We start from the raw sequence: 20,995 nt of genomic DNA on the forward strand, positions 1-20,995 counted from the left end.
TTTTTCCATCTTTATGAGACTTTGTCGTCTCTAGATACGTAATAATTGGTTTATCGAAGGAGGCCGGTAACATGCAACAACAAAGCAATGGCAGTTGGTACACGGCACGTCTTCGCGTGCGTTATCAAGAAAGTGATCAGATGGGTGTGGTCTATCACGCCAACTATTTGAATTGGTTTGAAATCGGTCGAACCGAGATGATTCGCCAAATGGGGTATACATATCGTAAAATGGAGGAACAGGGGTTACTGCTTCCGGTAACCGGACTGGATGTGAAATATCATAAACCTGCCCGGTATGATGATGACATCATCATTTTCACCCGTATTGCTGCATTTAGTGGTCTGCGACTGAACTATGAGTATGACATAAGGCGCATGACTCCAGACCTTAATGAGCAGATAGGCAGCGGGCAACGAGTATGGTCATCTGAGGAGTCCCTTCCTGGTGAACGATTGGTTACAGGCTCTACCCAACATGTATGGGTCAATGGGGACTGGAAGCCAGTCAGGCTGGATAAGGCAGCTTCTGAGCTCTACAGCGCGCTTGAGAAAGTGTGGCTTTCAGGAAAGGGGTAATACGTAATGCGAAGATGGATGTGGGCCCTGCTATTAATCATTCCGGTGATTGAACTGTTTGGTTTCATTCTTATGAGTGACTGGATTGGAGCCGGAAAGACATTGCTTCTCATGATTCTCACGTCCTTGATCGGTATAGCAATGTTGCAGTTTGAAGGACGAAAAGTACTTATTGATGCCAAATCCGAGATGGAGCGCGGTAAGGTGCCCGGAAGGAAAATGGTAGATGGACTATTTATTTTTGTCGGTGGTTTTCTACTGTTGATCCCGGGATTTATCACAGATCTGATCGGTTTTACACTGTTGTTCCCAGTAACACGTTCAGTGTACCGTCTATTCTTCCTGGGCTGGCTGGAGAAAAAAATGAGAAACGGAAGTATTAAGTTTTATCGTGGTCCGAAAAAATAGGATATACCAGCATCAGTTGAAGAAAGGCACCCACCATCAGATTCAGTCTGATGAGCGGTGCCTTTTTTAGTCTTGATTATATGCGGATCACAGAAAGCAGAAATCATGATTTCATCGGACACGTCCGTTAATAATATATGTTCGGAGATCACGGAACACGTTCGCTCGATTAAATGCATCAAGGATAACGAGGCTGACAGGGCCGATGATCAAACCGAGTACACCGAACAGTTTCAATCCGACAAACATGCCAACCAATGTGGCCAGAGGATCCAACCCGACACTGCTGGCAAGCACTTTGGGTTCAATGATTTGGCGAGCAATCAGCACAATGAGATATACAATACTGATGCCGATCCCCAGGTACAAGTCTCCATTCATAAGCAGGTATGCTGCCCAGGGAACCATCACCAAGCCAACGCCGAGATAAGGAAGCAGATCCACCAGACCGATGAGCAAAGCGATCGTAAAGGCAGATTTAACCTGGAGCACAAGCAATCCAATCATGACAAATAATGCGGTGATAGAGATCATGATCAACTGGGCTCGTGCATAACCGAACAGTGCTTTTTTGAGATCATTCCATATGTCGGTAATCGGTTTGCGAATGGATGAGGGCACCCAGCCCGATACGGTAATACTGTGTCTGGTCCAACTTTTGCTAATAAAGAAAGTTGATAGAAGAACCACGATTAGTACGGCTCCCATATTGGGGAGAGAAGTGAGCAGGTTCAGGATCATGTTGAAAAATCCGGTGACCAGGTCCGTTACAGCTGTACCTACCGTTTCGGTTGTTTTGCTAATATTGCTGTTAATGGTCTCCTGATAGTTGGGATTTTCCTTGTAAAATTCATTGATCTGTCCAATTAAACTCTGAATCGTGTCATTCTGGGTCCAACGGATGAACGTAGCCTTAATCTCATCGACATGAAGGTCAAAGCTCGTCGTTAGTGAAATGACTTCCTTTACCATACGGGTTACCGCAGCAGACAATACGACGACAATGGCCCCGAAATAAATGATTAGTGATAAGGTTACAGCCAGCCAGCGGGGAAATCGGGCCTTGTATTGAAGCAACTTCACCAGAGGGTTCATCGCATAAGCGATAATCCAGGCGATGGCAAAAGGATATAACAGCGGGAACAGCAGGTATATAGCAACGGCAATGAGTATGGTCGCAATAATCACCCATAAGCCGCGCAACAGGCGTTTCATTATGATTCTATCCAAGCATCAACTCTCCTTATTCCATTTCAAGCTACCACGAAGGAAGCATAGGAAGCTATCTAGTTAATATAGAGCAAATACACTGATTTGAAACGCCAGGATGTCGTCGAATTATATCTTTTCTTTTGCCTAGAGTATGCCTCATGTTCACAAAATATAGCAATAAAAACTTGATTTATAGCACGGATTTATATAAAAAGAATAAAATGTCAACCTTGTTTTTGTAAAGGTTTTCAAAAATGCTTTATCACTCCGATAAAGAAGTTTGATGTGCGGATGACCTCGCATCATGTTCACATAAACGACAAAATCCAGTATGATGAGATAAGGAAATACCGATTGACAGATATGAAAACCGGATATTGAGGTATTTATTAATTTTAAAATGTAAATGGTTACAAAAGAAGGACGAGTGCGTTTGAGCACGTAGATGACACTCTGGATGGGTTCTTGATTTCGTTTATTAAAGGAGAGATGTAATATGACAGCTACCAAAGGTCTGGAAGGCATCGTTGCAACAACCTCTTCGATCAGCTCCATTGTAGACGGTGTGCTTACATACCGTGGTTACGATATTGACGATCTGGCAGAACATGCAAGCTTTGAAGAAGTTGCCTATTTACTGTGGTTTGGTAAATTGCCAACTACGGATGAACTGAAATCCCTTCGCAAAAGCCTGAGCGATTACGCGCCGATTCCGAGCGAGTTGATTGCACAAATCCAATTGTATCCGAAAAACATGAGTACCATGGCAGCACTGCGTTCCGCGGTATCCGCACTGGCTCTGTACGATGAGCAGGCTGACGAGATGACAGCGGAAGCGAACGAGAACAAAGCGGTTAAGCTGCAAGCGCAGTTGCCAACCATTGTGGCAGCCATAGCCCGTATCCGTCAGGGCAAAGAACCTGTGGCTCCAAAAGAAGGCGCTTCCATCGCAGAAAACTTTTTATATATGATGACTGGAGAACAACCAGCCGAGACCGCTGTTAAAGCCCTTGATCAAGCGCTTGTCCTGCATGCGGATCACGAGTTGAACGCTTCTACATTTGCAGCACGTGTAACAGTAGCTACGCTTTCCGACATCTATTCGGGAGTAACTTCTGCGATTGGCGCATTGAAGGGGCCATTGCATGGCGGTGCAAATGAAGCCGTTATGAAAATGCTGAATGAGATTGGAACACCTGATCGTCTGGAAGCAGCTATTCAAGAAAAATTGAACAACCGTGAGAAGATCATGGGCTTTGGACACCGTGTCTACAAAAATGGAGACCCACGTGCGAAACATCTGCAAAAGATGTCCAAGGAACTGGGTGAAATGAACAACGATACACGCCTGTACGATATGTCAGTGAAGATCGAAGAACTGGTGACAGGACAAAAAGGTCTGAAACCAAATGTAGATTTCTATTCCGCTTCCGTATATACCCAATTAGGTATTGAAGAGGTCCTGTTTACACCGATCTTTGCGATTAGCCGGGTATCAGGTTGGACTGCTCATATTCTGGAACAGCTTGCGGATAACCGTATTATTCGTCCGCGTGCCGAGTACACAGGCCCAACAGATCAGAAGTACGTTTCAATCGAACTTCGCTAATGGCATCAAAACCAGTATAATAAAAAGGACGGGGTGAAGGGGTGTAACATGTTGGCTGAAATTAGCAGCACGTTCATAACCCTTCCTCCAATAAGACAAGCGGTGTGTTATCATACTGCATCTACGAAACCCAAGGAGGAATTATACTAATGAAATTAGAAAAATTTGCTCACCCAACTGAAGGCGAAAAAATTCAAATTGATAACGGTACACTGCAAGTACCTAATAACCCGATCATTCCATTTATCGAAGGTGACGGTACAGGCCGTGACATCTGGAAAGCTTCCAAACGTGTATTGGATGCAGCTGTTGAAAAAGCATATGACGGCAACAAAAAAATCGCATGGTATGAAGTGTTTGCTGGACAAAAAGCATTCGATACATACGGGGAGTGGCTGCCAAACGATACGCTTGAAGCTATTCGCGAGTATATCGTAGCGATCAAAGGACCATTGACTACACCAATCGGCGGCGGAATTCGTTCCCTGAACGTAGCGCTTCGTCAAGAACTGGATCTGTACACTTGCTTGCGTCCTGTTCGTTATTTCGATGGTGTACCTTCTCCGGTTAAACGTCCTGAGTTGGTAGACATGGTCATTTTCCGTGAGAATACGGAAGATATCTATGCAGGTATTGAATACGCAGAAGGTTCAGAAGAAGTGAAAAAAGTAATCCAATTCCTGCAACAGGAGATGGGTGCAAACAAAATCCGCTTCCCTGAAACTTCCGGTATTGGTATCAAGCCAGTTTCCTCCGAAGGTTCCAAACGTTTGGTACGTGCAGCAGTACAATATGCCATCGATCACAACCGTAAGAGCGTTACATTGGTACACAAAGGCAATATCATGAAATTTACAGAAGGTGCCTTCAAAAACTGGGGTTATGAAGTTGCTGAAGACGAGTTCGCTGACAAAGTGTTCACTTGGGCACAATACGATATCATTAAAGAAAAAGACGGTACGGATGCAGCTAATGCAGCTCAAAAAGCAGCTGAAGATGCTGGCAAAATCATCGTGAAAGATGCTATTGCCGATATCGCTCTGCAACAAGTATTGACTCGTCCAGGTGAGTTCGATGTAATCGCAACGTTGAACCTGAACGGTGACTATCTGTCCGATGCACTGGCTGCACAAGTTGGCGGAATTGGTATCGCTCCAGGAGCGAACATCAACTATGTAACAGGACATGCTATCTTCGAAGCTACTCACGGTACTGCACCTAAATATGCAGACAAAGATGTCGTGAACCCTGGTTCCGTTATTCTGTCCGGCGTAATGTTGCTTGAGCACCTGGGATGGCAAGAAGCGGCTAACCTGATCTACAAAGGTATGGAAACATCCATCAACAACAAAACAGTAACTTATGACTTTGCACGTCTGATGGACGGCGCTACTGAAGTGAAATGTTCTGAATTTGCTGATCAAATCATTAAAAACCTGTAAGGGGAGATGTGAATCGTGACTATTCAGCGCAAAAAAATCACAGTAGTCGGCGCCGGATTTACCGGAGCTACAACGGCTTTGATGCTTGCCCAAAAAGAACTCGGGGATGTTATTCTGGTTGATATTCCGCAATTGGAAAACCCGACTAAAGGTAAAGCGCTCGACATGTGGGAAGCTAGTCCTGTTCAGGGCTTCGACAGCAATATCGTCGGTACTTCCAACTACGAGGATACTGCAGGTTCGGAGATTGTTATTATTACGGCAGGTATTGCCCGTAAACCAGGTATGAGCCGTGATGATCTGGTCAACACGAATGCAGGAATCGTGAAGTCTGTTTGTGAAAATGTGAAAAAATATTGCCCTGATTCCATCGTCATTATTCTAAGCAACCCGGTAGATGCAATGACATATGCAGCTTATCAGACGCTTGGTTTCCCTAAAAACCGCGTAATCGGCCAGTCCGGTGTTCTGGATACTGCACGTTATTGCACATTCATTGCACAAGAGCTGAATGTATCGGTTGAAGACGTCCGTGGATTCGTTCTTGGCGGCCACGGAGACGATATGGTACCACTCGTTCGTTATTCCAGCGTTGGCGGTATTCCAATCGATACCCTCATCCCGGCAGAGCGCATTGAAGCCATCGTACAACGCACACGTGTTGGCGGGGGTGAGATCGTTAACCTGCTCGGAAACGGCAGCGCATATTATGCACCAGCAGCTTCATTGGTGCAAATGACCGAAGCCATTTTGAAAGACAAAAAACGAATCATTCCGGTTATTGCTTACCTTGAAGGGGAATATGGCTACAACGACTTGTTCCTTGGTGTGCCAACCGTTCTGGGTGGTAACGGAATTGAGAAAATATTTGAACTGGAACTGACTGCGGAAGAAAAAGCTGGACTCGACAAATCTGCGGATTCGGTTCGTAACGTCATTTCAGTAGTTAACTTGTAAGTTTGAAAACTTTTTGACAGGAACAGACAGAAAACCTTCGGATCATCCGGAGGTTTTCTTTTCTTTGGATAAGTTCCCCAGTATAATGAGATGTGATGTATAGCACACTGACTGAAATTTTTGAGGAGGATGGACATTTTGACAATGATTATGTATTTGCTCCATATTATTGGAGCACTGGCGATGGGCTTCTATCTGATCTTGCCATTCGTTGTGGGCAAAATCCGTACATTGAGTGCTGCCGCTCAAGAGGGAGCATTTGCATCGCTCCGTTCATTAAACCGTATCGCACAGTACGGACTTGTAATTCAGCTTCTTACGGGTGGTTACTTGATGACCAAGGGTGAGTATTCCTATCTGTGGATGGGCGTGGTAGTGGTTCTGTTGCTGGCTATTGCAGCAATCGGTGGCATTATGGGTAAACCGTTACGCTTGGCAGCAGAGGCTGTGAAAAGCAATCGTGACGTCAGTGCAGAACAAAGTAAGATTCGTATGTTCAGCACATTGCTTGCCGTATTCCTGCTCATTATGGTGTATCTGATGGTGAACAACCAAGTGATCTAACAATAGCTGCGAACGAGTTTTATTTGAGAGCTGAACTTAAAGCGTTTGCACTTTAAACGTTGGGACAAGCTGAATAAGAAAGTAAGGTCTTGAACCGTATTGAAATAGACAGCCCAGAGGCTGTCTATTTTTGTTCGCTCCGTCTGGGGTGATGTCTGACAACCAACAAGGTGCTAGTGTTGAAATAACGGCATATATGGCTCACGTAGTTAAACGCTACATTTAGTTAACCCAGGCTCACACTGTGGGCAAATACGGTGTTACGACCGTTACGCTTGGACTCATATAGTGCCGTATCGGCATCACGCAGCAAGGATTCCAGAGAATCGGACCCTCCATTATATTGTGCCACTCCGAAGCTTGAAGTCAGTGGAATACGAGTACCTTGTACCTCCAGCGGGTCATTCAACAAAGCCACGCGTAACTTCTCAGCAAGCTGCTCACCGTCTTGGAGGGAGGCATTGGGTACCGCGATAACAAACTCCTCTCCTCCATAACGTGCAAACAACATCTCCGAATTCAGATAACGATTACATACAGAGACCACATGAATGATGGCCTGATCCCCAACGTCATGTCCATAGGTGTCATTAATTCGTTTGAAATGATCAATGTCAAATAATATAAAGGCCGTCGGCCGCAGATTAAGCTGGGCTTCACTCAGTATCTCCCGACCTCTAAGCAGGAACTGCGTGCGGTTATATATTTTGGTGAGACCATCGAAGTAAGCCAGTTGCTTCAATTGTTCTTGTAGGAAACGTTGCTCTGTAATATCAATCAGCATAATCAGTGTGCCAACGGCTTGTCCTTCTTTGTTATACACATAAGAGGTTCTCACCTGATAACAGACGGTCTCTCCGTTCAATTGCCAGTACAGATCGGTTTGCAGACCTTCTCGGCCATATTCCACTGGAAAGGTCTCACCGGCAAGCGACAGCCATACATCGTTCAGATGTTGACCTACCATGCTGAAATCAAGCTCTGGCAGCATATCACGCAGAGATTTGTTATAGTCGACGAGACGATTGGAACTATCCAGCACGATAACGCCTTCACGCATGCTCTCAAAGATACTATCCTTGGCGATAGGTACGATGGTTAACAGACGGGAGGATAGAATAGCCCAGATATACATTGCGGATGTAATGCACATGAGAACCGGAACAGGATCCATACCACCTGGGGTCAGACCAAGTAAATACACAAAGGCCGCTACCATGGGAATAAGCTGTGAAGTGATCAATGTGAGTAACTGACGACGATACATCTTTTTGGTATGTTTCCATTGTCCGACGAGAATAAGGCAGGCACATAACAGACAGGAAAAGGTGAATGCACCATGAACAACGTACCATTGCCCTACGGCAATATCGATTAGAGGGACGGAACTGTCTTCTCTTAACCATACTCTTTTATAGAAAAGATGATGAAAATCATTTGTTGCCACCATGAACAAGGTAATGGAAGGGATTACAAACAGTGCAGCAGAAGCTTTTTTGGATAATTTTTTACCCGTGTATTGCATCATGAGCATCAGCCCAAGAGAGGCGGAGAAAGGCATACCAATGTATTCGATGACCGTCCAGAATTTCATCTGCTCCAGTGTATTGCTGGCGAGTTCAATCGCGTAACCGAAGGTGTAAACCGACAGAGCTGCTGTATAGAGAATGAATATTTTCGAACTGGGGATTTCTGCTCTTCTAACATAAGTATATAAACACAGAAAAACATTCAGCACAGCTGAAGTTGCTACAAGTGTTATATAAGAATTAATGTGCGATTCCATGGGTTTGGTCTCCATATTAGATCAGAATATTTGCTTAGTTGGGAAGCATGAATGCATGATATCGCTTCATCCAAACTGGATTAATTTTATTTAAAGCTTATCTGTATACTGTACATTGTACATCAGCCCATACGGCATAGGAATACAATTTGGTTGGTGAATCCGTTCAATTTCGATAAAATTTTCGAATGATTGGCATAATAGGTCGAATTCAATGCGGCTTTGCCTCAGTTGACAGCATGTCTGTGAGAAACGATAAAGAAACAGCCATTAGAGTATTGGGAATTTTTCTGTTTAACGGCCAAAAGCGAGTGGTAAGTATGTATCGAGGCAAGAGACAGTGACTTTGGAGCATGAGCATTGGAAAAGGGATTAATCTGTATTGTTCATGCCATCCTACAGAATGAATCTGAATCAGGACATTCCATTTTGAGAGGAGAAATGCCAGATGTCAACCGACACACAAAACAAAAAGACGATGCCTGCCCAACATCAGGATCAGCGCCCGGGTATCGAATCGGAGATGAACCCCAAACCAGAGTTTGAGAAACCTGAATATAAAGCAGCCGGTAAATTGTTAGATAAGGTTGCTCTGATCACGGGTGGAGACAGTGGAATTGGACGTGCTGTTGCCGTTACATATGCGAAGGAAGGCGCGGATGTAGCGATTGTATACCTGAGTGAGCATGAGGATGCGGAAGAGACCAAGCGTCAGGTCGAACAGGAAGGACGCAAATGCATGTTGATTCCCGGGGACATTGGTGACAATGCCTTTGCCAAGAAATCCGTGCAGCAGACGGTGGATCAACTAGGCAAGCTGGATATTGTCGTGAATAATGCAGCGGAGCAGCATCCCCAGCAGCAGCTGGAGGATATTACTCCAGAACAGCTGGAGCGTACGTTCCGCACAAATATTTTTGGCATGTTTTATATTACACAGGCTGCTCTGCCACATCTTAAGAAAGGCAGTACAATCATTAATACAACCTCCATTACCGCATATCGCGGAAATCCGACGTTAATTGATTATTCATCTACGAAAGGAGCTATCACTTCATTTACACGCTCCTTGTCGATGAATGTTGTGGAGAAGGGAATTCGTGTGAATGCTGTTGCTCCAGGGCCGATTTGGACCCCGCTCATTCCATCCACGTTTGATGAGAAAAAGGTGAGCGAATTTGGTGCTACTCAGCCAATGAAACGTCCAGGTCAACCGGATGAACTGGCTCCAGCTTACGTGTATCTCGCTTCGGATGATTCTTCCTACGTGAGCGGTCAGGTGATGCACGTTAATGGCGGCGAAGTGGTCAACGGATAATCCATTGACGACGTATTTCAAACGAAGGCGTATCGTTACCAGCATGACTGGTCGGTACGTCTTTTTTTAATGAGCATATAGCGGAAGAGATATGATTTTGATCCAGTTTACAAAAGTCGGGATCGGCGTTGATGCAACCATGATACTTTATCATTAGGCTTGCCTGGAGATAGTTCTAGAACTGACGCCGCGTGCTGCTAATCAAAAATGAGAGGGTCTCCATGCTATCTGTGATATGATATAGACCGACAAGTAAGCTTCGGAGGCGGTCACATGAAGATTAGCAAACAAAATGCGGCACACTATATATGGGGTGGACAGTGCGATGGTTGGCATCTCGTTCAAAATGAAACACTGAGCATTATTCATGAACGTATGCCTGCAGGAACTTCTGAAACCCGGCACTACCATTCGATAAGTCGTCAGTTTTTCTTTATTCTTAGCGGTGAGGCTTGTATGGAACTTAACGGGGAAGAGTTTGTGCTTGAACTCCATGAAGGGATAGAAATTGCGTCGGGCATGCCACATCAGATGCAGAATCGGGGCGAAGCAGACGTAGAATTTCTTGTCATTTCACAACCCACCACTCGTGGTGATCGAATAGAAATGGATATGTAATTATTAATTTTATAACAAAGGAAGAGATAGATGAGACCGTTCCGAATTCGCCTTGCCATCATTATGATGGTGCTGATCGGTATTTCCGTCATTGTGGCGGGGTATACGATGGGCAGAGTTTTTAAGACTACTCACATTAATGCATTGGAGCAAACGATGGTGCGTGAGATCAACTTGCTAAAAGCAACGTTCCCGTTCCATGATGCAACCAATCCAAAAAATGCAGAGACACAGAAATATTACTCAGAACGTGCGGTTGAGCTGGATCGACTGACGGATTCACGGGTAACTTTTATCAATAAAGATGGAACGGTCATTGGCGACTCGGAGAGCGATCCCAATTCAATGGACAACCACTTGAACCGTCAGGAGATTAAAGAAGCGGTTGGGCAAAATTATGGTCAGTCGATTCGTTATAGTGCAACATTAGGGCAGGACATGCTGTATGTGGCGCTTCCTGTGAATTCGGATCAAAGCGACATGATCGAGTTACCCAGTGGGAAATTTGATGGTTACATTCGACTATCCATGAGTCTTGAAGCTGTTGATCAGGGTCTTCAGCAGGGCTGGATTTTGATGTTCTTCACCTTGGGCCTTCTGTTCCTGATTGTGGCTCTGGTAAGTTACCGGGTTGCGCGGGGACTGACATCGCCCATTGAGCATATTACGAAGGTGGCTCACCGGATCACCAAGCTGGATTATGATGCTAGAGTGGATGTAACTCGTAATGATGAGATCGGTCAACTGGGACTTGCCATTAACGGAATGGCAGACAGCCTTCAGATGCAACTGAAGACGATTAGGGATAATGAAGCGCTGCTGCAAAGTGTGCTTGCCAACATGACGGGCGGCATTATAATGATCGATGCTGGTCAATCTATTGCGCTGGTCAATCGGGAAGCGGAGCGTATGCTTGGCATTCAGGCAGAACGGGTTACTGGCAAACCATATATTGAATTGAAGCGGCATTATGAGCTGACACGCACGATTGAAGAGAGTGTTGCATTGCGAGAACCGATGCATGAAGAAGTAAGTGTGTTCAATCCAGTCGAAAAATTAATTCGCATTGATGGAGTACCGATGTCCGAAGATGACGGCGCTTATCGGGGGATGCTCTTCCTTCTGCAGGATGTAACAGCAATCCGCAGGCTGGAATCAATGCGCAGTGAATTCGTCGCGAATGTATCTCATGAACTCAAAACGCCGGTGGCTGCGGTCAAAGGTTTTGCCGAAACGCTTCTTAGCGGCGGGGTACAGGACAAAGAGACGGAGCGTTCATTCCTGCAGATTATCTATGATGAAGGTGACAGACTGAATCGATTAATCGGAGATATTCTGGAGTTATCCAAAATTGAGTCCAAACGGGCTCCCCTGCAATGTTCACCTGTGCATGTGCATTCGTTCTTTGAGATGGTCCTGGGTACCTTGTCCAAGGTGGCGGAGAAGAAAGAGATTCGCCTGGAGATGAATGTTCCCGAAGAATTGTATATTGAAGCTGATGAGGATAAAATGAAGCAGATCTTTATTAATCTGTTATCCAACGGCATTAATTACACGCCTGAGGGCGGACGGGTAAAATTACAAGTGTCGGTTGAATATAATGAGGACGAAGAAGAAGTTGTATTTGCAGTATCCGACACAGGAATTGGTATTCCGAAGAAAGATTTGCCGCGGATTTTTGAACGCTTCTATCGGGTGGATAAGGGCAGATCCCGTAATTCGGGAGGCACCGGACTTGGACTTTCAATTGTGAAACATCTGGTAGAATTGCACCATGGCAAACTGTCTGTAGAGAGCGAACTTGGCATGGGGACTACGTTTCGTGTTATCCTTCCATTAATTCAGGATGAAGAAATCTAGTGCAATGGAAGTGAAATGTAAAAGGAATGAGCTGTTTTACACAGAGTTAACAATTAGGTGCTATGATAATGAAAGTGTTGTGGCAACAGACAACCTATAAGAGAGAAGGGGTATCATGGCGCAGCGTTTGCTCGTTATTGAAGATGAACCAACATTATCAAGATTGCTTACGTATAACCTGACACAAGAGGGCTATGATGTTATTGCTGAGGATCACGGATCTTCAGGTTATGATCGGGCGTTGTCCCAGGAGTTTGATCTGATTCTGCTGGATCTGATGCTTCCTGGAATGAACGGTCTGGATATTCTGAATAAGTTACGAATTCAGGGTGTTAGCACACCGGTCATTATTCTCACAGCCAAAAACGGTGAAGCCGAAGTTGTACAAGGCTTAAAATCAGGTGCCGATGATTATATTACGAAGCCATTTGGTGTATCCGAATTGCTTGCTCGCGTAGATGCAGTGTTAAGACGTTATTCGAACGGTGAAGATTTGCCGCAACCAGAGGATAAAGACGGTTCCCGTATTATTCTGGGAGAGCTTGAGATTTATCCTTTGAAGTATGAAGTGACACTGGGTGGACAATCCATCAGTCTTCGTCCCAAGGAGTTCGAGGTACTGCTTTATCTGGCCAAGAAGCCGGGTGTTGTGCTTACACGGGATGATCTGATGAATGCGGTCTGGGGCTTCGATTATATCGGAGGACAGCGCACGGTGGACGTTCATGTCAGTTCATTGCGGAAAAAGTTGGAGCTGGACCCGGAATCGGTTCATATTGATTCGATTCGCGGTGTAGGTTATAAATTGGTTGTAAAAAGAAAAACTCCCCATCATTCAAGTTAACAATGATCGGGGAGTTTTTTTTACATTCCGTTAACATAAACAATTATTTTCCTTTACGTATAGGGAGTAGGATGAAGCTGTCTGAGTGATACTTTATACCTATATATTCCACCTCAGGACGGAGCTCATACGTAAAGGAGATTGCGCATTTATGCCCATGTTGCTCGAAGTGAAGCCCGACCAGCCCGAAGAAATGATAAATACGCAACAGGAACAAGTTGTAGCTCCCACGGGAGAACAAAAAGATGAAGATGAAATTGGGGTCACCAAAGAGAATGTAATTTCATTACGGGACTATTGCCGTCAAATACCTGTAGTTGACGTTCACACTACCTGCGGGGAAGCGGCAAGCCTGCTCAATCAGGATCAGGAATATCCGTGTATTGTATTATGTGATGATCACATGCGGCCATTAGGTTTTTTGATGCGAGAGACATTATACCGAATGTTGAATGGACGCTTCGCGGCAGATCTTTTCTATCGTAAGCCGGTTGTACACGTAGCGGACTCTTCTCCTGTTATTGTCGATGTGCATGCAGAAGCGACCGCGATTATTGACATCGCTCTTGCACGCAGTGAGCAACATTTCTACGATTGTTTGATCGTTACGGAAGAAGACCGATTGCTGGGTGTGTTGACGATGAGGGATGTTATGTCCCTTTCCCGTAAACTGCAGCATGTGGCTTCGGAAGAACGTGTACATATTATTACACAGAGCAGACAGGAAATAACGAGAATCAACGACTCCGTCACCAAACTGGTTCAAGCCGCTCAAAAGGCTGGGGTAGAAGCGTCTCAGATCATGCAGTTGTCCGAACAGGGAGCGAGCAGTCTCAGTCAGGTTGATGCTTCCTATAACCGTGTATATCAGCATATGGAGGGTCAGCAGAAACACGCCGATGACATGCTGAGCTCTATCGACATGGGTTCCGGGATGGCACGTTCCATTCGTTTATTGGCTGACCAAAGTGGGCTACTCGCTATGAATGCTTCCATCGAAGCGGCACATGCGGGGGAGTACGGACGGGGTTTCCAGGTCGTTGCTGGTGAGATTCGTGCACTAGCCAAGCAGACCCGTGAGGTTGCGGGAAATATGTCCTCTTTACTGGATGATATCGGAGGATTGACCAGACAGACTGTAGAACTGGTGAGAGCAAGCGCGGCAGAGATTGACAGCAGCTCCGTTCATGTAAACGAAGGAGGGGATGCATTCAAACAGCTGAACACGGCTGTGGCAGGCATGTCCCATATTGCAGAGGATATCGCGAAGGAAGGCAAAACGGCTGGAGAATTGGCCGAGCACATTCGGGAGAGACTGGAAGATATGGTCCAGGCGGATGACTAAATGACGGTAGGATAGGCATCATTCATACGCAATGATCGGATAGGAGGGTCATGGGTGTGAAAGATGTCTCTTTTTACATTCCGTTAACATGAAAGTGATACTGTTTTTACAATGAGAGGGTAGGATATTATAGATGACCGAGAGCCAAGTTCAATCATTGGCATCGGTCTACGTAAGGGAATCTGGTTGTCCCTGCCGCGAAGGAGAAGTGAACATCCATGAAGGACCTCATTCACATTGAAGGACTTAATTTATACTATGATACGCATCACGCGCTTAAAAATATATCGATGGACCTGCCGGAGAAGACAGTTACCGCGTTTATCGGTCCGTCGGGTTGTGGTAAATCGACCTTGCTTCGTACATTGAATCGGATGAATGACATGATTCCAGGCGTACGTGTGGAAGGACAAGTTATGTTGGACGGTTCCGACATTTATAGCAATGAGATTGAAGTAGAGACGCTGCGTAAGCGGGTCGGAATGGTATTTCAGCAGCCTAACCCTTTTCCAAAATCGATCTACGATAACGTGGCCTACGGACCACGACTTCATGGGGTGACGCAAAAAGCCGAACTGGATCGTTTGGTTGAGCAGAGTCTTGTTCATGCTGCACTGTGGGATGAAGTGAAGGATGTGCTCAAAAAATCGGCACTCAGTCTCTCCGGTGGACAACAGCAGCGCCTCTGTATTGCACGTGCTCTGGCCGTGCAGCCTGACGTACTGTTGATGGATGAAGCAACGTCTGCACTTGATCCAATCTCAACGCTCAAAATTGAGGAACTGGTCAAGGAACTGCACCACAAATACACGATTGTAATGGTAACCCACAACATGCACCAAGCTGCACGGGTATCGGGTCGTACGGTATTTTTCCTGAACGGGGAAGTGGTGGAGGCAGCAGATACAGAAACGTTGTTCTCCACACCGCAGGATTCCAGAACCGAGGATTATATATCCGGACGGTTCGGATAAGCAAGCTGAGTTCGAACGATCCCGGCGTGTCCGGAGATGATGGATAAGGAGGACATGGAATCTATGATTCGCAGAAGAGAATTTGATCAGGAGCTTGAGGAACTGCGCACACTGCTTCGGCAAATGGGTGAGCATGTAGGCACAGCGTTGGATGGTGCTATTGAAAGTTTACAGACGATGGATGCCGAGAAAGCTCAGGTCATCATCAAGAATGATGCGAATCTGAATGCCTTGGAAGACAAGATTATGGAATTGGGTTCCAAGCTCATCATTACACAACAGCCGGTAGCGAAGGATTTGCGACGCATTATTGTTGCCTTCAAAATCTCAAGTGACTTGGAGCGTATGGGTGACCTTGCGCTGGATGTGGCCAAAGTGACCCTTCGTATGGATGGGCAGGAGCTCATTAAACCGCTTGTGGATATTCCAAGAATGGCGGAAATCGTGAAGTCCATGATTGAGGAATCCATTGAATCCTTCCTGAAAGAAAATACGGATCTGGCCTACAAAATGGCTCAGACCGATGATCAGGTTGACCAATTGTACAGTCATATGATCAGTGACCTCTACTCGTTTATGACAGACCATCCAAATAAGGCTTCCCAAGCGATGCTCTTGATGTTGGTAGGACGTTATATCGAACGGATTGGTGACCACGCAACAAACATTGGTGAGAGCACGGTGTATCTGGTAACAGGAAAACGCCCTGATTTGAATCAATAGGTAACCGTTTTTAGTGGAATTGGGGTATTATTCGTAGCGAAATGAAGGGACTTTCTCTCGGACGGCCTGTGAACAGGTCATCCGCGGAGGGAGTTCTTTTTTTTGCAGGCCAGATCATGGCCTATAAAGATGACTAATTTTTTTGTTGTAACAGGTGTGTATGGTATCATGAGAGTAGATGTGATTGAAGGATTGACCATACGATACGCGAGGTGCTGGAATGGACAAGTTTATTCTTATAGATGGAAATAGCATTATTTACAGGGCGTTTTTTGCAATGCCACCGCTAACTAACTCGAAAGGCTTGCACACCAATGCGGTGTACGGCTTCACCACGATGCTGCTGCGCTTGCTGGAAGAGCATAAACCGACACATGTGATGGTGGCATTTGATGCAGGCAAAGTTACGTTCCGACACGAAGGTTACCAGGAGTATAAGGGTGGTCGGGAGAAAACACCGCCGGAGTTGTCGGAACAATTTCCGCTGCTGAAAGAGCTGCTTCAGGGCTTCGGGATTGCCCAGTTTGAGCTTGCAGGGTTTGAAGCGGATGATATTATCGGAACATTAACGAAACGTGCGGATGAAGCCGGAAGACAGGTTCTCGTTGTGTCAGGTGACAAAGATATGCTGCAGCTTGCCTCTGAACATGTGCATATCGGGCTTACGCGCAAAGGGGTAACCGAGATTGAGCTATACGATCCCGCTCAGATTAAGGAGCGCTATGGTCTGACCCCGCTGCAAATCATTGACCTCAAAGGTCTGATGGGTGATGCGTCCGACAATATTCCGGGCATTCCTGGTGTTGGAGAGAAAACGGCTCTGAAGCTGCTGCACCAGTTCGGTTCGGTTGAGGAAGTTCTTAACGGCACAGGTGAGCTAAAGGGCAAAATGAAAGAAAAAATTGAGGCTCACGCCGAAGATGCACGTATGAGCAAGCAGCTTGCCACGATCCACCGTGAAGTTCCATTGGAACAAACTTGGGAAGATATGCAGTTTGCTGGCTTAAAAGAGGAACTGGCAGGTCCGGCTTTGGCCAAGCTCGAATTCAAGTCTTTGCTAGAGCGCCTGTCATTCCGTGCAAGTGTAGTTTCTGAACAGGAAGCCGTTCCGGCGGCCGTAGTGGAATCCTCCATTGCAACAGAAGAAACGATTAGTGAACTGTTCGGTTCACTCGAATCCATTGATGTGCTGCATGTGGAGACACATGGTGATAACCCGCATCAGGCGAAACTCATTGGACTTGCTGTTGGTTCAGCCGAAACCTATACATTCCTGTCTCCCGAGTTGCTTCAGTCTGATGCAGCGGCCCCAGTAAGAGAATGGCTTGGCAACGCAGAACAACCCAAGCGTGGTTATGATCTGCATCGTGTTGATCTGGCACTGCATGCGCATGGCATTGAGTTTGCTGGAGCGTCCTTTGATGTGCAGCTGGCTGCCTATTTGCTTGATCCAACCGAATCGAATCAGACGATTAGCGGCCTGACCACGAAGTATGGTCTGCCTTCCCTCGTGGAGGATGATTCGGTTATGGGCAAAGGTGCAAAATACAGAGTGCCTGAGGCGGATATATTGGGCGATTTTCTGTGTCGCAAAGCGGCGGCAGTAGCAGCCATTATTCCACTCCAGGAGCAGGCGCTGGAGAGCAATGAGATGAACGCACTTTTCCATGAACTGGAGATGCCATTGTCACGTATTCTTGCAGATATGGAGAAACAGGGGATTAAGGCTAATACGGCAGATTTGAAGGCTTTGGGTAGTGAGTTCGAAGAAAATATAAGCAGGTTGATGGCGGAAATCTACAAGCTTTCCGGTACGGAATTCAATCTGAATTCACCGAAACAGCTGGGTGAGATTTTATTTGATAAACTCGGTTTGCCTGTGGTGAAGAAAACAAAGACAGGATACTCTACGGATGCCGAAGTATTGGAGAAGCTGGCTCCATATAATGATGTGGTCAAACATATTCTGCAATATCGTCAACTTGCCAAGTTGCAGTCCACATATGTAGAAGGACTCCTCAAAGAGATTTCAGATAAGGATGGCAAGGTGCATACGTTTTACCGTCAGACGATTGCGGCTACTGGACGTCTTAGCAGCCAGTTCCCGAACTTGCAGAACATTCCGATTCGGATGGAGGAAGGCCGTAAAATCAGAAAGGTATTTGTTCCTTCCGAACCAGGGTGGTCCATTTTGGCAGCAGACTATTCGCAGATTGAACTGCGCGTCCTTGCACATATTTCAGATGATGAGCGGCTGAAGGAAGCTTTTGTCCAGGACATGGATATCCATACGAAGACGGCCTCAGATGTGTTTGGCGTGAAGCCAGAAGAGGTGGATGGAGACATGCGTCGTTCTGCCAAGGCGGTTAACTTTGGTATCGTATACGGGATCAGCGACTACGGTTTGTCTCAGAACCTGCACATCACGCGGAAAGAGGCAGCACAGTTCATTGATCAATATTTTGAAGTATTCCAGGGTGTGCGTCGATATATGGATGATATTGTGAAGGAAGCCCGTCAGGATGGTTATGTCAAAACGTTGCTGGAACGCCGTCGTTATCTGCCAGAAATCAATGCAAGCAACTTTAACCTGCGTTCCTTTGCTGAACGGACAGCAATGAATACACCGATCCAGGGAACTGCGGCAGATATCATCAAGCTTGCCATGGTACAGATGGATGAAGCACTGCGTGAACGCAAGCTGAAGAGCCGCATGCTATTACAGGTGCACGATGAGCTTGTATTCGAAGTGCCTGCGGATGAAATGGAACTGATGAAAGAGCTGGTTCCTTCGGTGATGGAAAAAGCATTGGAGCTGTCAGTGCCGCTAAAAGCGGAAGTCAGCTACGGAGAAAACTGGTACGAGGCTAAATAATAGATCCCAAGCGGGTTTTCCGTTATTTTACAAAATATTTTTCAACTGTTTTCGACACAAGAAGGGGTCCCGCTGAGCGCCATCTTCCGTTATAATATAGGGGAGGTGAGAACATCATGCCGGAATTACCGGAAGTCGAAACAGTCAGAAGAACATTGAATCAACTTATTGTTGGCAAGACCATTGACTCCGTTACCGTTAGCTTGCCGCGGATTATTCAGCGGCCGGACGACATAGATGCATTTGCAATGGAACTTAAGGGACATACCGTGATCGGTGTGGAGCGCAGAGGCAAGTTTTTGCGTATTTTGCTGGACGGGCTGGTGCTTGTCTCCCATCTGCGGATGGAAGGCAGGTACGGGGTATACCAACAGCATGAGGAAGTGGAGAAGCATACCCATGTTATCTTTCACTTTACCGATGGTACAGAATTACGTTACAAGGATGTCCGTCAATTCGGTACAATGCATCTCTTCAATGCAGGGGAGGAACTGGTATCCAAACCTTTGTTAAAACTGGGGCTGGAGCCGCTTGATCCTGCGTTTACTGTAGCTGCATTCCGTGATGCTGTTGGCAAACGCACGACCAAAATTAAAGCCGTCTTGTTAAATCAGGCATATGTGGTCGGCATCGGGAATATTTATGTGGACGAGGCCTTGTTCCGCGCTGGAATTCATCCAGAAACCATTGCCAAGACATTAACCGAAGCCCAGTTAACCGTGCTGCATGAAGCGATCGTGGTTACGCTCCAGGATGCGGTGAATGCAGGAGGTTCCTCCATTAAGTCCTATGTCAATGGACAGGGCGAGATGGGAATGTTCCAGCATCAGTTGAAAATATATGGACGCAAGTCTGAACCTTGTGCAACGTGTGGCACATTAATCGAGAAGAGTGTTGTAGGTGGTAGGGGCACGCATTACTGTCCAAACTGTCAACCGCTGCTCTAAATCGTTGATGGGTTTGGTAGCATGAACGAAATCGTCAAATTGTAGCACCCTTGGATTCCTCCCTCCATATACTGATATGGCAGAAATAAGCGGGCGTATACCCATACTGGCAGCCGCCAGTTGGAACGAGTTCCGCACAGGGGAGGAATCCGGGGTGCTGCATCATTTTATTTCATTACTGGCGCTTGCTTTGGCGCTTAGTTTAGATGGTTTTGGAGTCGGGATTACATATGGGCTGCGGAGAACTAAAATTCCGCTGTTATCCATTGTCGTCATTTCCATCTGTTCGGGTCTGGTTATTGCATTATCGATGCAAGTAGGTGTGCTTCTGTCTCATGTCGTATCTCCGGACGTGGCTTCAATTGTTGGAGCGGTTATTCTGATCGGTATTGGCGCATGGTCGTTGCTGCAACTCATTCGAAAACGGGGCAAGGAACAGCTGGAAACGGACAATGGAGTGGGTGAGGGAACAGGAGCAGGAGCAGGAACAATCCGCAGTAGTACGCAAGCCTCACCAGAAGCTCAGTCGAAGGGCAGGAATCAGGTGCTCGCGCTGGAGCTTGAGCCATCTGCTTCTGGAGGATCTCTGGAACGAATGGTCTTTACACTTGAGCTGCGGAAGCTGGGTGTGGTTATTCAGATCCTGCGTAGTCCCTCGAAGGCGGATATGGATAACTCGGGCAGTATATCCGTCCAAGAAGCGATGTGGCTGGGGATAGCCCTTTCTCTGGATGCTTTTGGTGCAGGATTAGGGGCAGCATTATTGGGATTTCCGACTTTGTGGACAGCATTAGTTATTGCGTTGTTTAGTGGGGCATTTCTGTCACTGGGCATGAAAGTTGGGTTGCGCTTTGCTGCTCTGCGGTGGATGCGAAGATTATCTGTGTTACCTGCGCTTTTATTAATGTTTATGGGAATAATGAAGTTGTTGTGAG

The 20,995-nt window shown here is 46.2% G+C and carries 18 protein-coding genes; 16 read left to right on the forward strand and 2 right to left on the reverse strand.

The window, feature by feature from the left end:
* The first annotated feature begins 71 nt into the window (after positions 1-71).
* Positions 72-578 carry an acyl-CoA thioesterase gene (locus tag PTQ21_RS14880; RefSeq protein ID WP_063568090.1) on the forward strand — a complete coding sequence of 169 codons (507 nt, stop codon included), beginning with the start codon at positions 72-74 and terminating at the stop codon, positions 576-578.
* Between the two features lie 6 nt (positions 579-584).
* Positions 585-986, forward strand: coding sequence for an FxsA family protein (locus tag PTQ21_RS14885; RefSeq protein ID WP_063568091.1), 402 nt, complete (start codon positions 585-587; stop codon positions 984-986).
* Between the two features lie 111 nt (positions 987-1,097).
* Here PTQ21_RS14885 and ytvI read toward each other — a convergent pair whose 3' ends face one another.
* On the reverse strand, positions 1,098-2,216 hold the full coding sequence (gene ytvI, locus PTQ21_RS14890; protein ID WP_063568092.1) for a sporulation integral membrane protein YtvI: 1,119 nt from the start codon (positions 2,214-2,216) through the stop codon (positions 1,098-1,100).
* A gap of 478 nt (positions 2,217-2,694) precedes the next feature.
* Here ytvI and citZ point away from each other — a divergent pair, with 478 nt between their 5' ends.
* The 4 genes from citZ to PTQ21_RS14910 all read left to right on the forward strand — a co-directional run bounded on the left by citZ (position 2,695) and on the right by PTQ21_RS14910 (position 6,770).
* Positions 2,695-3,807, forward strand: coding sequence for a citrate synthase (gene citZ, locus PTQ21_RS14895; RefSeq protein WP_063568093.1), 1,113 nt, complete (start codon positions 2,695-2,697; stop codon positions 3,805-3,807).
* 149 nt (positions 3,808-3,956) lie between these two features.
* Entirely contained in the window at positions 3,957-5,249 is a 1,293-nt protein-coding gene (gene icd / locus PTQ21_RS14900) for an NADP-dependent isocitrate dehydrogenase (protein ID WP_063568094.1), read from the forward strand.
* Positions 5,250-5,264: 15 nt separating this feature from the next.
* Entirely contained in the window at positions 5,265-6,206 is a 942-nt protein-coding gene (mdh, locus tag PTQ21_RS14905) for a malate dehydrogenase (protein ID WP_072733980.1), read from the forward strand.
* 138 nt (positions 6,207-6,344) lie between these two features.
* On the forward strand, positions 6,345-6,770 hold the full coding sequence (locus PTQ21_RS14910; RefSeq protein WP_231952601.1) for a hypothetical protein: 426 nt from the start codon (positions 6,345-6,347) through the stop codon (positions 6,768-6,770).
* Between the two features lie 226 nt (positions 6,771-6,996).
* Here PTQ21_RS14910 and PTQ21_RS14915 read toward each other — a convergent pair whose 3' ends face one another.
* A complete protein-coding gene (locus PTQ21_RS14915) occupies positions 6,997-8,556 on the reverse strand; it encodes a histidine kinase N-terminal 7TM domain-containing diguanylate cyclase (protein ID WP_274570355.1) in 1,560 nt (519 codons plus the stop codon).
* A 448-nt stretch (positions 8,557-9,004) separates the two neighbouring features.
* On the opposite strand from PTQ21_RS14915, the gene PTQ21_RS14920 reads away from it, so the two are divergent.
* The 10 genes from PTQ21_RS14920 to PTQ21_RS14965 all read left to right on the forward strand — a co-directional run bounded on the left by PTQ21_RS14920 (position 9,005) and on the right by PTQ21_RS14965 (position 20,994).
* Positions 9,005-9,874, forward strand: a complete 870-nt coding sequence (locus PTQ21_RS14920) for an SDR family oxidoreductase (RefSeq protein ID WP_274570356.1) — start codon at positions 9,005-9,007, stop codon at positions 9,872-9,874.
* 273 nt (positions 9,875-10,147) lie between these two features.
* On the forward strand, positions 10,148-10,492 hold the full coding sequence (locus tag PTQ21_RS14925; protein WP_274570357.1) for a cupin domain-containing protein: 345 nt from the start codon (positions 10,148-10,150) through the stop codon (positions 10,490-10,492).
* A gap of 30 nt (positions 10,493-10,522) precedes the next feature.
* Complete coding sequence (pnpS, locus tag PTQ21_RS14930; protein WP_072733977.1) at positions 10,523-12,352, forward strand: two-component system histidine kinase PnpS; 1,830 nt, start codon at positions 10,523-10,525, stop codon at positions 12,350-12,352.
* Positions 12,353-12,467: 115 nt separating this feature from the next.
* Positions 12,468-13,196 (forward strand): response regulator transcription factor, encoded by a 729-nt coding sequence (locus PTQ21_RS14935; protein ID WP_053783546.1) that lies wholly within the window; start codon positions 12,468-12,470, stop codon positions 13,194-13,196.
* Between the two features lie 151 nt (positions 13,197-13,347).
* A complete protein-coding gene (locus tag PTQ21_RS14940) occupies positions 13,348-14,541 on the forward strand; it encodes a methyl-accepting chemotaxis protein (protein ID WP_274570358.1) in 1,194 nt (397 codons plus the stop codon).
* Positions 14,542-14,759: 218 nt separating this feature from the next.
* Positions 14,760-15,515: a phosphate ABC transporter ATP-binding protein PstB gene (gene pstB / locus PTQ21_RS14945; protein ID WP_063568101.1), complete on the forward strand. Its 756-nt coding sequence runs from the start codon at positions 14,760-14,762 to the stop codon at positions 15,513-15,515.
* A 63-nt stretch (positions 15,516-15,578) separates the two neighbouring features.
* On the forward strand, positions 15,579-16,238 hold the full coding sequence (gene phoU, locus PTQ21_RS14950; RefSeq protein ID WP_063568102.1) for a phosphate signaling complex protein PhoU: 660 nt from the start codon (positions 15,579-15,581) through the stop codon (positions 16,236-16,238).
* Between the two features lie 220 nt (positions 16,239-16,458).
* A complete protein-coding gene (gene polA, locus PTQ21_RS14955; protein ID WP_274570359.1) occupies positions 16,459-19,113 on the forward strand; it encodes a DNA polymerase I in 2,655 nt (884 codons plus the stop codon).
* A gap of 116 nt (positions 19,114-19,229) precedes the next feature.
* Entirely contained in the window at positions 19,230-20,060 is an 831-nt protein-coding gene (gene mutM, locus PTQ21_RS14960) for a DNA-formamidopyrimidine glycosylase (RefSeq protein ID WP_063568104.1), read from the forward strand.
* A 154-nt stretch (positions 20,061-20,214) separates the two neighbouring features.
* Entirely contained in the window at positions 20,215-20,994 is a 780-nt protein-coding gene (locus tag PTQ21_RS14965) for a manganese efflux pump (protein WP_063568105.1), read from the forward strand.
* Position 20,995: the final 1 nt, after the last annotated feature.

The organism is Paenibacillus marchantiae, assembly GCF_028771845.1.
Taxonomy (GTDB): Bacteria; Bacillota; Bacilli; order Paenibacillales; family Paenibacillaceae; genus Paenibacillus; species Paenibacillus marchantiae.

Bases quoted from the DNA above. Each gene is read 5' to 3' on its own strand.
- PTQ21_RS14880 (WP_063568090.1), top strand. From the start codon at position 72: ATGCAACAACAAAGCAATGGCAGTTGGTACACGGCACGTCTTCGCGTG.
- PTQ21_RS14885 (WP_063568091.1), top strand. From the start codon at position 585: ATGCGAAGATGGATGTGGGCCCTGCTATTAATCATTCCGGTGATTGAA.
- citZ (WP_063568093.1), top strand. From the start codon at position 2,695: ATGACAGCTACCAAAGGTCTGGAAGGCATCGTTGCAACAACCTCTTCG.
- icd (WP_063568094.1), top strand. From the start codon at position 3,957: ATGAAATTAGAAAAATTTGCTCACCCAACTGAAGGCGAAAAAATTCAA.
- PTQ21_RS14915 (WP_274570355.1), bottom strand. From the start codon at position 8,556: ATGGAATCGCACATTAATTCTTATATAACACTTGTAGCAACTTCAGCT.
- PTQ21_RS14920 (WP_274570356.1), top strand. From the start codon at position 9,005: ATGTCAACCGACACACAAAACAAAAAGACGATGCCTGCCCAACATCAG.
- PTQ21_RS14925 (WP_274570357.1), top strand. From the start codon at position 10,148: ATGAAGATTAGCAAACAAAATGCGGCACACTATATATGGGGTGGACAG.
- pnpS (WP_072733977.1), top strand. From the start codon at position 10,523: ATGAGACCGTTCCGAATTCGCCTTGCCATCATTATGATGGTGCTGATC.
- PTQ21_RS14935 (WP_053783546.1), top strand. From the start codon at position 12,468: ATGGCGCAGCGTTTGCTCGTTATTGAAGATGAACCAACATTATCAAGA.
- PTQ21_RS14940 (WP_274570358.1), top strand. From the start codon at position 13,348: ATGCCCATGTTGCTCGAAGTGAAGCCCGACCAGCCCGAAGAAATGATA.
- pstB (WP_063568101.1), top strand. From the start codon at position 14,760: ATGAAGGACCTCATTCACATTGAAGGACTTAATTTATACTATGATACG.
- phoU (WP_063568102.1), top strand. From the start codon at position 15,579: ATGATTCGCAGAAGAGAATTTGATCAGGAGCTTGAGGAACTGCGCACA.
- polA (WP_274570359.1), top strand. From the start codon at position 16,459: ATGGACAAGTTTATTCTTATAGATGGAAATAGCATTATTTACAGGGCG.
- mutM (WP_063568104.1), top strand. From the start codon at position 19,230: ATGCCGGAATTACCGGAAGTCGAAACAGTCAGAAGAACATTGAATCAA.